General features: G+C 48.0%; 8 protein-coding genes. 5 read left to right on the forward strand and 3 right to left on the reverse strand.

The window, feature by feature from the left end:
- Window positions 1-243 precede the first annotated feature (243 nt).
- From BACPLE_RS18685 to BACPLE_RS01220, 3 genes are all read left to right on the forward strand, one after another.
- Window positions 244-759, forward strand: a complete 516-nt coding sequence (locus tag BACPLE_RS18685) for a DDE-type integrase/transposase/recombinase (protein ID WP_081458088.1) — start codon at window positions 244-246, stop codon at window positions 757-759.
- A 38-nt stretch (window positions 760-797) separates the two neighbouring features.
- The gene (locus tag BACPLE_RS18690; RefSeq protein WP_262501077.1) at window positions 798-1,043 is read left to right on the forward strand and encodes an integrase core domain-containing protein; all 246 of its coding nucleotides are present in this window, start codon (window positions 798-800) and stop codon (window positions 1,041-1,043) included.
- A 430-nt stretch (window positions 1,044-1,473) separates the two neighbouring features.
- On the forward strand, window positions 1,474-2,979 hold the full coding sequence (locus BACPLE_RS01220; RefSeq protein WP_007558135.1) for a TrkH family potassium uptake protein: 1,506 nt from the start codon (window positions 1,474-1,476) through the stop codon (window positions 2,977-2,979).
- A 67-nt stretch (window positions 2,980-3,046) separates the two neighbouring features.
- Here the strand turns inward: BACPLE_RS01220 and BACPLE_RS01225 are convergent, their stop codons facing one another.
- The 3 genes from BACPLE_RS01225 to BACPLE_RS01235 are packed head-to-tail and all read right to left on the reverse strand — an operon-like array spanning window position 3,047 to window position 9,546.
- Window positions 3,047-3,934, reverse strand: a complete 888-nt coding sequence (locus BACPLE_RS01225) for a carbon-nitrogen hydrolase (protein WP_007558137.1) — start codon at window positions 3,932-3,934, stop codon at window positions 3,047-3,049.
- The gene (locus BACPLE_RS01230; protein ID WP_007558138.1) at window positions 3,931-4,968 is read right to left on the reverse strand and encodes an agmatine deiminase family protein; all 1,038 of its coding nucleotides are present in this window, start codon (window positions 4,966-4,968) and stop codon (window positions 3,931-3,933) included. Before BACPLE_RS01230 ends, BACPLE_RS01225 begins: the two co-directional genes overlap by 4 nt.
- Window positions 4,969-4,980: 12 nt before the next feature.
- Window positions 4,981-9,546, reverse strand: coding sequence for a translocation/assembly module TamB domain-containing protein (locus BACPLE_RS01235; protein WP_007558140.1), 4,566 nt, complete (start codon window positions 9,544-9,546; stop codon window positions 4,981-4,983).
- A gap of 257 nt (window positions 9,547-9,803) precedes the next feature.
- Between BACPLE_RS01235 and BACPLE_RS01240 the strand changes: the two genes are divergently transcribed.
- Both BACPLE_RS01240 and BACPLE_RS01245 read left to right on the forward strand, forming a co-directional pair.
- On the forward strand, window positions 9,804-11,249 hold the full coding sequence (locus tag BACPLE_RS01240; protein ID WP_007558142.1) for a Na+/H+ antiporter NhaC family protein: 1,446 nt from the start codon (window positions 9,804-9,806) through the stop codon (window positions 11,247-11,249).
- A gap of 29 nt (window positions 11,250-11,278) precedes the next feature.
- The gene (locus tag BACPLE_RS01245) at window positions 11,279-12,673 is read left to right on the forward strand and encodes a C1 family peptidase (protein WP_007558143.1); all 1,395 of its coding nucleotides are present in this window, start codon (window positions 11,279-11,281) and stop codon (window positions 12,671-12,673) included.
- Window positions 12,674-12,796: the final 123 nt, after the last annotated feature.

A 12,796-nucleotide genomic window follows, 5' to 3' on the forward strand; every position in this document is an offset into this window, starting at 1 on the left:
TGAGCTCGAGGCGGAAATCAAGTTCCTGGAAGTAGAGTTGAAGCAGTCCACAATGACACCGGACAGCCTACCGCTGCATGATTGACCTTGCGGAAAAGGACTATAACATTCAGGTAAGAAAAACTCCGTTACAAGTAATCCTAGTCCTATCTCAAGGCGGACGCCGTTGCCGCGTGCGTCCGCTTTGCAGATTGCTTGGCATATCAGCACAGGGATACTACAAGCATGACTATGCATCAAACGATGACTGACATACTCTCTGCCAGCACTGTATTGTACGGCCTGTACGTCCGGCAGAAGGAATGTCTTCCCAAGGCGGGCTGTCGGGAACTCTACACACTCTGCCGTGAATACTTCAGGGAAAAGTTCTCCATAGGACGGGACAGGTTTTACAATGTGATCCGTTTCAACTCGCTCATGCTCAGGCGGACAAGGTACCGTCCTCGTACCACGGACTCCAGACACGGTTACCGTCTTTACAGCGATCTTGTAAACACTTCTCCCAAGTGCACGCCTGTGGGCAATGGCCGGCTTGTGGTGGCGGACATCACCTATATCTATACCAGAGAAGGTTTTGCCTATCTTTCAATGGTGACTGACGCCTACAGCAGATACATAGTCGGATACTGCCTGAGCAGGAGTCTGGATGCGGAGGGACCGCTGAAAGCCATGTACATGGCTCTGGAGACCGACCGTGCATACGGAATCAGTACGGAAGGCATGATACACCACTCTGACCGTGGCGTGCAGTATGCCTAGAAGCAGAACACGAACCTGCTGCTTTCCAAGGCATCAGAATCAGCATGACCCAGACGGGAGACCCGCTTCACAATGCCCTGGCCGAGAGGATGAACAACACCCTGAAGAACGGGTGGCTCTTCAATGAAGGTGATATGGACTTCAGACAGGCAGAGGAAGCCGTAAGTAAATCCGTAGCGATGTACAACAATGCCAGACCACACAGGGCACTGGGTATGAAGACCCCTATGGAAGTCTTTTCAGGCAGAGGAGGAAACCCTCTTATGGAATATCGGTATAACTGAAAGATGTGCTCGTCGGGACGGGTGCTCCCGCCCCTTGCCGCACGGCGCTCCCCGAGCGATGAGTTTTTAGAGAGAAAATATACGGATATTGAGTTTTTGTTGTAGTTTTGCAGAACTGACAACCTTTTTAGGAATATAATGTTTAACCTGTCAACTTAGTCAGGAATTAATCTTCAAACTGACAACTATTTTTAGTACACTTCAAACTCTTTGACGTTTTACTTAAAATGCACTTGCGTTTGGAACAAAACTCTTTGGTGTTTTGGATAAAACGTAAGTACGTTTTTAGATGTCTTTTAAGTTGTTGAAAATCAGTGCTGAATTATTCCATGGTGTGTGATAACTCACAACCTTCGTACACTTTTCTATGACACAAATGTGAAAAACACAGAATTTTATGTAAGTTTGCAAGATAAACACATAAAGATACATGGAAGATTTTTTATCGACGGCGGTCAATGTAACTGCTACGCGAGGCAACAGCTTGATTAACAGAAAGATGATACTCCGAATCCTGGGCATCCTGCTCTTTATGGAGGCAATGATGTTTCTGGCATGTGCAGGCGTTTCCTTGTGCTATGGGGAAGAAGACTATATTTATTTTATTTACACGACATTGATTAATATGGCTGTGGGGAGTGGGCTGATTCTGCTAGGGAGAGGAGCCGAAAACCGGGTGACACGGCGCGATGGATATTGTATCGTGGCGTTTACGTGGCTGCTTTTCACAGGATTCGGAATGCTGCCTTTTTATATAAGCGGAAGTATCCCGTCGGTGGCAGACGCATTCTTTGAGACCATGTCGGGTTTTACAACTACAGGGGCAACCATCCTGGATGATATTGAATCGCTTTCGCACGGTATGTTGTTCTGGCGAAGCTTTTCGCAATGGATTGGAGGATTGGGTATTGTGTTCTTTACGATTGCTGTGTTGCCTATCTTTGGGGTAGGTAATCAGGTCCTTTTTTCGGCAGAAGCTACGGGGGTGACACATGATAAGATTCATCCGAAAATCAGTGTCATGGCCAAATGGCTATGGACAGTATATCTCATGCTGACCTTAGCGGAGATGGTGCTGTTGTTGATAGGAGGAATGGACTTGTTTGATGCTGCATGTCATGCTTTTTCCACGACTGCTACTGGAGGATATTCTACCAAGCAGGCCAGTGTGGCTTATTGGAATTCTCCTTTTATAGAATATGTAATTGCCATCTTTATGATTCTTTCGGGTATTAACTTCTCGCTTTATTTCATGTGCATGAAGGGGCGTTGCGGACAGTTGTTCAAGGATGGTGAGCTCCGGTTGTATCTTATCTCCATTGGGGCGGTGACGCTGATAATTACCGGGGCCTTATACTGGCATAATAATTATGGGTTGGAGGAAGCTTTCCGGAAATCGCTTTTCCAGGTAGCGTCTATTCATACTTCGTGTGGTTTTGCTACGGACGATTATAATATGTGGCCTCCTTTCACATGGTTGCTGCTCATTTATACAATGATTGCAGGAGGTTGTGCCGGTTCTACGGCGGGCGGGGTTAAGAATGTGCGTCTGCTGATTCTGTTGCGCAACGTAAAGAATGAGTTCCACCGGCTGATGCATCCCAGGGCTGTACTTCCGGTAAAGGTGAACCGGATGGCGGTTTCACAGCGTACCATTGCTACGGTGATGACGTTCGTAGTATTTTATTTTGTCTGCATCTTCTTATGCTGGCTGGCATTGATGTGTATGGGCATTGGATTGGAAGAGGCATTCGGACTGTCTGTATCGAGTATAGGAAACGTGGGACCGGGGCTAGGAGCATTTGGTCCGGCCTTTTCGTGGAGTGCGCTTCCCGACCTGGCAAAATGGCTGTTGTCATTCATGATGCTGATAGGGCGTCTGGAGTTGTTCGGGGTACTTCTGCTGCTGACTCCCAGTTTCTGGGATAGACGATAAGAAAAAATAAGAGCCACTACATTGAAGTCGTGGCTCTTATTTTTATAATTAATAGAGAAGTTGCTTATTAATCGATAAACCGGCGTGTGAGCTGTTCGAACTCATCGATGCGGCGGTCGCGCAGGAAGGGCCACCAGCGGCGGACGTTTTCACTGCGGTTCATGTCAATTTCTACTACCATGTTTTCTTCTTTCAGGTTGCTGGCCTGGGCGATGATTTCGCCTTGTGGACCGGCTACAAAGCTGTTGCCCCAGAACTGGATGCCGTTGGTCTGGCCGGAAGGGTCGGGTTCAAGACCTACACGGTTTACGGCAATGACGGGCAGACCGTTGGCTACGGCGTGACCGCGCTGTACAGTTACCCATGCCCCCAGCTGGCGCATCTTTTCTTCCTGAGTGTCGGTACTTTCCCAACCGATGGCAGTAGGGTAAATCAACAGTTCAGCACCTTTCAGGGCCATGATGCGCGCACCTTCCGGATACCACTGGTCCCAGCATACTTGTACGCCGAGTTTACCGATAGAGGTCTGGATGGGTTCGAATCCTAAGTCGCCGGGAGTGAAATAGAATTTCTCGTAGTAGGCAGGATCATCGGGAATGTGCATCTTGCGATACTTGCCGGCAATGCTTCCGTCGGTGTCGAATACTACGGCGGTGTTGTGATACAGTCCAGCAGCACGGCGTTCGAACAGCGAAGTGACCAGCACGATGTGGTAGGCAGCGGCTATCTCACTGTAGAAACCGGTGGAAGGGCCGGGAATGGGTTCGGCCAGGTCGAACAGGTTGGTATCTTCTGTCTGGCAGAAATAAGGGGTGTTATGGAGTTCCTGAAGAACTACTAACTGCGCACCGGCTTGTGCCACGGAGGCAATGTTGCGGTGCAGCTTTTCAAGATTCAGTTTGAGGTCGTTCGTACAAGCCTGCTGTACGATGCCGACACGGATAGTTCGTTTCATTGTGCTATTTGGTTTTTTATAGATTCAGGATATTGCATGGTGACGCAGTGGAGAGAACCATGCTGCTTGATAAGGGCACGGCAGTCCACGCCTACGATTTCACGTCCGGGGAAAGCCTCAGCCAGTACCTGAGCGGCACGGGCGTCGTTTTCAGGCTGGGCGTAGGTGGGGTAGAGTACTGCCTCGTTCATAATCAGGAAGTTGGCGTAAGTGGCCGGAAGGCGTTCGCCGTCTTCGTCATAGATGGCTTCGGGCATGGGGAGCGGAAGCAGGCGGTAAGGGTCTCCGTCGAGGGTACGGAAGGTCTTGAGCTGGTCTTCCATGGAGCGGAGGGCACCGTAGTGCTCGTCATCCTTGTCCACGCACTGCACGTAAGTAATGGTGTGGTCGGGGCAGAGACGGGCCAGGGTGTCTACGTGGCTGTCGGTGTCGTCACCAGCCAGATAGCCGTAGTCCAGCCAGAGCACCTGACGCAGGTTGAAGCGTTCCATCAGGTAGGCTTCGATGTCTTTGCGTGAGAGTGTGTCATTGCGGTTGGGAGCCAACAGGCAGGGCGAAGTCGTGAGTAGGGTGCCTTCTCCGTCGCTTTCAATGGAACCTCCTTCGAGTACGAAATTGCGGCAGTTGATGTAATCGCCGTTAAGTACGCCGGTCTTGAACAGATGACTGTTGATGAGATTATCCTTATGGGCAGCAAACTTCATCCCCCAGCCGTTGAAGCAGAAGTCGAGCAACTGTGGGTCAGAGTGTTTCTCCAATAAAGTGATGAAAGCATGGTCGCGGGCCCAGGTGTCATTCGTAGGACATTTCACAAAAGTAATTTGGTCGCGATAGGGGAAGTCGGCCAGGGCTGCCGGAAATTCGGGAGCCACGAGCAGCAGGGGCTGGCGGCTGGCTATTTCGGTAGCGAGGCGGACAAAGCAGGCTTCTACTTCATCGAGCATATAGGCCCAGTCGGTATCGGCATGAGGCCAGGTAAGCTGTATGTAGCTTTGTTTGTGCCATTCGGCGGGCAGGTAATAGGTCTTTTCCATATTCTTGTATAATTATTTTTCGTTTGATTCTCTTTTTTCTCTTGCGGCAGGGAGGGCTTCCTGTGGAAGGTATTTCTGGTCTTCTTTTTCTTTCTGCTTGCTGCTGCGGTTTTTACGGCGGCGGAGGAACCAGTCAACGAGTTCTTGCCAGTTCATGAAGTCTTTTTTGTACATGATACCGATACCCTGGGTGGTAAGGGTGGACTTCGTGAAGTAACGGTCGTTGGTCTGGTTGTATCCGCGCAGACGGAATTCCCCGTTCTTGGTGAGCAGCCAGATAGCTTCGAAGTCACCTACAAAGTTGGTGTTACGCATGGTATTTTCGCGGTAGCCGAAGTTACCGTTGATTATCAGTCGGTTGTTCAGCAGACGGCCGGACAGGATGGCTTCGGCTTCTACATCGCTCCAGCCTTTTTCTCCGGTAGTAAGGTTGGTACCTACGTTCCAGTTCTGGTTGTCGATGACTTGCGAAAGCATATTGTTCAACTGGCCCGACAGAGTGCTGAAGGCCAGCGAGCTGGTAGCATCGGTCTGACCGGTATTATTGGCATAGTCGTAGGTGTAGAATTTGCCGACTCCCAGCAAGTAAATAATCTGGGTGTTCATCTGTTCTTCGGTGCTGGTGAGACTACGTACCAGTTCGCGGTCTTCTTCACTTACTGTGGGCAGTTCGAGGCCAAACGTCAGGTTGGGTGAAGTGAGGCTGCCGCTCAAGTTCAACAAACAGTTTACGCGGACATTTCCACGTGAAGAGGAAGCGTCGGCTATCAGGTCATTCAGTGAAGCAGAGTTTACCGTGTAGACTGCCTGTACGTTCAGGTTAGCAGCTTTGGGGTCGCCATTGAAGGATACCACACCTCCTGGTTGCAGGGTAAAGTCTTTTCGGATGACGTTTTGCATGCTCATCTTGTAGATACCTTCGCTGATGTTATAGTTACCGAACATCTGGAAGTTGCCCTGATTGAAGAAGTTGATACGCAGGTTTCCGGTTCCGTAAGCAGATATGTAATCTCCGGCCGAGGGATCCATGATGATTTTCATATTGGCACGTTCGGCTGGTTCTATCTGTAGATTAATGTGGATGGCGGTGGGTGTATCATCGTCTTCCTGCTTGTCGGGCTGGTTGAGCGGGTGGTACACTTCGGCCTTTACGGCTTCCTGCTTACGGCGGGGAGTACGGTCTACGAAGGTGATAAAGCCAGAGTTGGTGGCCTCGGCTGCCGTACCCAGTACGTAAACAAACTCTGTCTGGTTGTCGGCACGTACTTCTCCGTCGACGTTCAGTTGTCCGTCGCCTCCTCGAAGAAATACATTTCCGGTAGCATAGATGTGGCCATAGAAAGGAAATTCAGGAGTTTCTTTTTCTGAATGGAATACCAGCATGCGGTTTGTATTGAAGCGGAACTGATAGCTCAGATTCTTTAACTTGGTGTGCCGTAATTCTCCGTCGGCAAGTCCTGTGTGCCCTTCAGTATCTTGTAAACGTACATTCTGGAAACGGAACAAGCCGGAAGCGATGTGTACGGAATCGGCCGAGGCCCGGAAGGTGGTGTTCAGGATGTTGACCTTCATTTGCATCTGCGCTTTGACATTTCCTTCCAGGTCAAGTTGAGAGAAAGGCCCGAACAGACGCACGTCCCCATGTACGTTTCCGTTGACATTGCTGAAGATGTTTTCTACAAAAGGTTGCAGGAAAGAGAGTGGAGTTCCTCCGGCTTGGATTTGAAGATCAAGTCCTTTCATCTTAGGAGAAACATAGCCGGTTACCCGAGTGGTGCAGGTACTGTCGCGACGGATGTCGGCATCCAGGCGCACACCTCCCAGTTCTTTATCCCATGACCCAAGAATGTCGGCTCTTCCCAGCAAGGCATGGTTAAGAGAAAAATCTTTTACATCGAGACGCGTTTCCATCACCGGGTCTTGAAGCACATGGCGCAGGTGGACCTTTCCACTGATGCCTCCGTCAAAACGTACGGCATGGAACTGAATCATATCCATGATGTAGAGCAGGTTGATGTTTTTCAGGTCTACCAGGCAGGAGTCTGCTTCCGTTTTTCCCAGTCGTCCATTGATTTTCAGGTGCTGGTCGCGGTGTTCAAACAAGAAGTCGTGTATTTCGATGCTGTCTTTTGCGATGTCTACAGTAGCAGGATGTATGTTCCAGGTAGTATCATTTAAGATGACTTGGCTGGGCTGTATGTCTACACGGGTGTGCAACTCTCTTTTTGAACTATCCTGACGGAAAGAGGCGATGGCATCAATCTTGCCGCTATAGGTAAGCTGGGTGTTATTTCCCCAGTAGAGTGTGCTGTGCAGCTTGTCATTTTTGGCACGGGTGAGGAGGGAGAGGTTGAACATGGCTCCCTTTTTCATTAAAGTACCGGCACGAACCTGGCATCGTAATTCATCGGGACGGCTTTCACATAGCAGGGTGCCCGACTCATAATATTTCCCGTTGTATGTGAACTGAGGAAATGAGCCGTTGATACGCATTTGTGAAAGGCTGTCGTTGAGCTGTCCTGAGAAAGTGGCTGGCATCTGCAAGTCAAACGGTATATTCAAGACTTTTGAGAAGAATTCACTGTTCTCCATGCGGAACTGAAAGTGGAACTGGTTATTCAGTTCTGCGGGTTTCTTTTTCCCTTTTTTCTGTTTTTCTTCGGGAAATAATGACGGGATATGCTTTCGAATTACTTTCTCCATGCTCTTTAGCAGAGTATGGTAAGTATATTTCCCTTGGATACTTCCGGTCAGGAATGGAGAGTCAATACGAATCTCTTTCACCTCAGCATGTTGTGTGAGTTGAGTCGCATCAATTTGCAGGCGAGGAAGAAAGTAATTCCCGGCCTCATCAGGTGTATGCACAAAAAGACTGTCGAGGTTGATTTTCCCCTGAATATCGTCAATGGAATGTCCGGAGAAATCGGCTGTCAGGTTAAGGGATACGTCAGTATCTTCGTATTTTTTTGTCAGTTGAAGCTTGTTGGGACGAAAATCTCTTACTTTTACCCGCAGGTTGAAATCGGGTACAGCTTGCTGGGTAACAAAACTTCCATCTATGCTGATTTTTCCGTTTTCATCGTCGAGTGATAAGTGTCCGTTGAAACCACCCGGCTTGAAGTTTCCGTTTAGCGCGATGTGCTGATACTGATAATGGTTGTATTCCAAAGAAGAGATTTCTCCTTTGACATGTGATTCTGGTTGATGGTTTCGGTATTGCAGACCGTTCAGTTCCAGGTCAAAAGAAGTCTTTCCGAGTTCTTTCTTCGCCAATAATTTTCCAAGTTCAAAATTATTGGTGGAGATTCTACCGGAATAACTTTTTTGCAAGGTTGTGGTGTCGGTGTGCATCGTCATGTTGGCATTGAGCTGTCCTGGAAGGCTTTGCAGGATACCGTGTGCGGTGATTTGTGACGGATAGCCTGATACATCTCCTCGAAATTTGAGGAAGCCCAGGCGGCGTACAATGTCAGGCACAGTTGCGGTGGAGCCTTTTAGATTATGTATAAGCCAGGAAATGGCATTTTCGTCAACATCAGCCTGAGTAATCTCACCAAAGAAATAGGGTGGCTGCGAAGGATTGCTGTGGTCAAGCATTCCTTCGGCATGCACTTCTAATGCTTTGTGAGGACTTGCCAGATAAAAATTGCTGCATCGGGCTTGTTTTCCTCTTCCATGAAAGGCCATATCAATGTGCACAGAGTCTTGAAAATGTTGCAAGGCTGGTACGAAACAAGCTATGTCGGCAGGAGTGACGGAAGCGCTCAGTCGCCCCATATAAGTGGTCTGTGTATCCGAAAGAAAATCAGGCTCAGTAAAGTTTCCTGCTACCGTGAATGTGTCGATGCTGACGATTGTACCTGGCAGGGTAAGGTTCAAATCGTGCAGGTAGATACCTCTGGAATTGGCTGTGGCTCTCAAGGCAAATTTCTTCAATTGAAGTCCGCTTTGCTCATTAAAGTTCATACGACGGATTTGTGCATTGAGCGAATCGGTTTGTAGGGCTTTCAAAGAGATGGTTGCAGAAAGTTCGCTGATACCGATGTGATGAGGGTTGAACCGGCGGGGCGTGTTGGATTCCGACAGTACATCGTAGTGTATTTGTCCGCGACGGATAAGTACGGAATTGATACGCAGGTCAATTGACTTCTCGCTCTTTGTCGTGTCTTTTGAAGCAAAAGTATCAATCAGAAACTGGCAATTCAGGGGAGCCTTGGGGTGGGCACGGTTCAGGCGGGCGTCCAGTCCGAATAACTGGACACTGCTGATACGGATTTTTCCACGGAAAAGGGAGGGTATGTCAATCTTGACGGAAAAGCGTGATATGCCGAGCATGTCTTTCTTCTGTCGGTCCTTTATCTGCACGTTCTGGATGACAACGCGGTTCAGAAGCCCTAGGTCTACATTGCCAATGCTTACTTCGGCCTGGGTAAGACGGGTAAGCTCACGGGCAGCATACGTACTGATGCGGTGTTGGACAACCGGAAGGTTCAGCAGAGCAATCAGACCGAAATAAAATACCAGTGTTGAAATGACTGTGATACGTATGGCTTGTTTTATGCGCGTGGCTTTACTCATTCTCTATTTATACAAATAACAGACAAATGTACAAATAACCCTTGAAGAAAAGGGCCTTTGAGAGTGTTATTAGTAGTTTTTAAGTTTTGAGTGAAAGGTTTTCGTGATTGGTATAGATGAATTAGAAATCTATTTTTATTCATTTCTATGGTATAAAATGTAAATATATATGGATTTTATATGGAAAATTGGAAAAATATTCGGAAATTTGCACCCGTTATTGGTTTAGTAATAAAATTGGATTTAAACGGATAAAAATGACGCAAAAAATGAAGATTCCTTCTCCGCTGGTGTCTTTGCTGCCTGTGGCGGTATTGGTGGTATTACTTTTCTTTACGATTCGTCTGTTGGGAGCTGACGCATTAGGTGGCGGAAGCCAGATTTGTTTGTTGCTGACTACGGCTTTGTGCGCGGCTTTGGGTATGAGTCGGTATGGGGTGAGCTGGAAGGATATTGAACATGCCATTATCAACAATATTGCAGGTGTGAGTTCGGCTTTGATTATCCTGTTGATTATCGGGGCACTTTCTGCAGCCTGGATGTTAGGGGGAGTGGTACCTACGCTGATTTACTATGGGGTACAGATTATTCATCCGAAATTTTTCCTCGTGTCGTGCTGTGTGATTTGTGCTGTGGTATCGGTCATGACAGGTAGCTCGTGGACCACCATTGCGACCATCGGTATTGCTTTGATGGGTATTGGTAAGGCACAGGGCTTTGAGGAAGGATGGATTGCCGGAGCCATCATTTCGGGGGCATATTTCGGCGATAAGGTTTCTCCGCTTTCGGATACCACTATCCTGGCTTCTTCGGTGACAGACACACCACTGTTTACGCATATTCGCTATATGATGTACACCACGGTGCCTTCGGTGGTTATTTCACTGGTTATTTTTACAATAGCCGGATTTTCGCATGAGGCATCAGACAGTTCGCAGATTGCTGTGTTTACTACCGGACTGGCGGAACGTTTTCATATTACTTTCTGGGTGTTGCTGGTGCCGGTGGTGACAGGAATATTAATTGCCCGTAAGGTGTCTTCCATTATTACTTTGTTTGTATCGACTGCCTTGGCGGTAATATGCATGCTGGTTTTCCAGACGGATGTACTTCGTGAAGTGGCCGGTGACGGAGTGAACGGAGGTGAGGCCTTATATAAAGGAGTTTTGTTGGCTCTGTCGGGAAGTACGTCGTTGCAGACTTCCACTCCTGCACTAACCGAATTGATTGCCACCCGTGGAATGGGAGGTATGATGGACACGGTATGGCTAATTCTCTGTGCCATGTGCTTGGGGGGCGCCATGACAGCTTGTGGTATGCTGGGAAGCATTACGCGTATGTTTGTACGTTTTACGCATAAGCTGGCAAGTACGGTAGCGGCAACTGTAGCTTCGGGGTTGTTCTTGAATTTAGCTACTGCCGATCAGTATATTTCGATTATTCTGACTGGAAACATGTTTAAGGATATCTATAAAAAGAACGGGTATGAGTCGCGTCTGTTAAGCCGAACTACGGAAGATGCTGTCACGGTGACCAGTCCGCTGATTCCCTGGAATACATGCGGTATGACGCAGGCTACGATTTTGAATGTGCCTACGATGGTGTATTTGCCGTATAGTTTCTTTAACTTGCTGAGTCCGTTGATGAGTATCTTCGTGGCGTGCATCGGCTTTAAGATTGTACGTTCGGTAAAAAAGGATTAAGAAACAATTTTCATTAAAACTATAAAAGAATGAACCAGAAACACGTAACATTGGCTGCTTGTCTGTTGGCTTTCGGGCTGGCGGCACAAGCGCAGAACGGAGGTATTTCTCCGGATATGTTGAAAAAAATTCAGAGTAGTTATCAGAATACGGCTGCCGACAAGGCATTGCGGAATGCTATGGGAGGTACCAGTATCAAGGAACTGGCATTGAACCAGGAAAATCAGAAGGCACTGAATACGGATTTCTCCATTAAGGTGGAATCAAAGGGAATCACCGACCAGCAGTCGTCTGGCCGTTGCTGGCTGTTTACGGGATTGAACGTGATGCGTGCCAAGGCCATTGCACGCTATGACTTGCCGGGGCTGGAGTTCTCGCAGGTATATTCTTTCTTCTGGGATCAGCTGGAAAAATCTAATCTGTTCTTACAGGGAGTTATTGAAACGGCTGGCAAACCTATGAACGATCAGACCGTAGAGTGGTTGTTCAAGCATCCACTGAGTGACGGAGGTACATTTACGGGAGTGGCCGATATCGTGTCAAAATACGGTCTTGTGCCTAAAGAAGCTATGCCGGAAACATACAGCAGTGAACATACTTCGTACATGTCTTCTTTGATTGGCCTGAAGCTGAAGGAATTCGGTCTGGAACTGAGAGAAATGGCTGCTAAAGGAGAGAAGGCTGCAACGATTGAAAACCGTAAGGAAGAGATGCTGGGTACGGTGTATCGCATGTTAGTGCTGACTTTAGGAGTGCCGCCAACAGAGTTTGACTATGTACGTAAGGACAGCAAAGGAAATGTGGTGGCTACAGAGCATCACACGCCGATGTCGTTCCTGGAAAAATACGGTGATACGAATCTGCTGACCAACTATGTGATGGTGATGAACGATCCTTCACGTGAATATTATAAATGTTACGAAATTGCATACGACCGTCACCGTTACGATGGAAAGAACTGGACGTATGTGAATTTGCCGGTAGAGGAAATCAAGGAAATGGCTATTGCGTCATTGAAGGACAGCACACGGATGTATTTCTCAAGCGACGTGACACAGCTGGACAGCAAGCGTGGGCTGCTGGATGTAAACAATTATGATTTCGGTTCGTTGATGGGTACGACTTTCGGAATGGATAAGAAAGAACGTATTCAGACGTTTGCCAGCATGTCGGCACATGCCATGACACTGATGGCGGTAGATTTGGATGCGAACGGAAAGCCGAAAAAATGGATGGTGGAAAATAGCTGGGGAGCTGCATCAGGCTATCAGGGACACCTGATTATGACGGATGAATGGTTCAATGAGTATATGTTCCGTCTGGTACTGGAAACGAAATATGTGCCGAAGAAGGTGCTAGACATCTTCAAGCAGAAGCCGATACAGCTTCCGGCATGGGATCCGATGTTTGCGGAAGAAAAATGATGACTGGGCAGAAATAACATGGCTCAGGACTTGCTTTATCGGTAGAAATATCTTTTCTTTGTGAAAAGAAGGAACTGATTATACGGGGCGTGGAGGTTTTGGTATCTTCACGCCCTTTTGACC

It is taken from the genome of Phocaeicola plebeius DSM 17135 (assembly GCF_000187895.1).
GTDB classification, from domain to species: domain Bacteria; phylum Bacteroidota; class Bacteroidia; order Bacteroidales; family Bacteroidaceae; genus Phocaeicola; species Phocaeicola plebeius.

Excerpts from the sequence above, each read along its gene's own strand:
- BACPLE_RS01230 (WP_007558138.1), bottom strand. The coding sequence starts at position 4,968 with ATGGAAAAGACCTATTACCTGCCCGCCGAATGGCACAAACAAAGCTAC.
- BACPLE_RS01220 (WP_007558135.1), top strand. The coding sequence starts at position 1,474 with ATGGAAGATTTTTTATCGACGGCGGTCAATGTAACTGCTACGCGAGGC.
- BACPLE_RS01225 (WP_007558137.1), bottom strand. The coding sequence starts at position 3,934 with ATGAAACGAACTATCCGTGTCGGCATCGTACAGCAGGCTTGTACGAAC.
- BACPLE_RS01245 (WP_007558143.1), top strand. The coding sequence starts at position 11,279 with ATGAACCAGAAACACGTAACATTGGCTGCTTGTCTGTTGGCTTTCGGG.
- BACPLE_RS18685 (WP_081458088.1), top strand. The coding sequence starts at position 244 with ATGACTGACATACTCTCTGCCAGCACTGTATTGTACGGCCTGTACGTC.
- BACPLE_RS01235 (WP_007558140.1), bottom strand. The coding sequence starts at position 9,546 with ATGAGTAAAGCCACGCGCATAAAACAAGCCATACGTATCACAGTCATT.
- BACPLE_RS01240 (WP_007558142.1), top strand. The coding sequence starts at position 9,804 with ATGACGCAAAAAATGAAGATTCCTTCTCCGCTGGTGTCTTTGCTGCCT.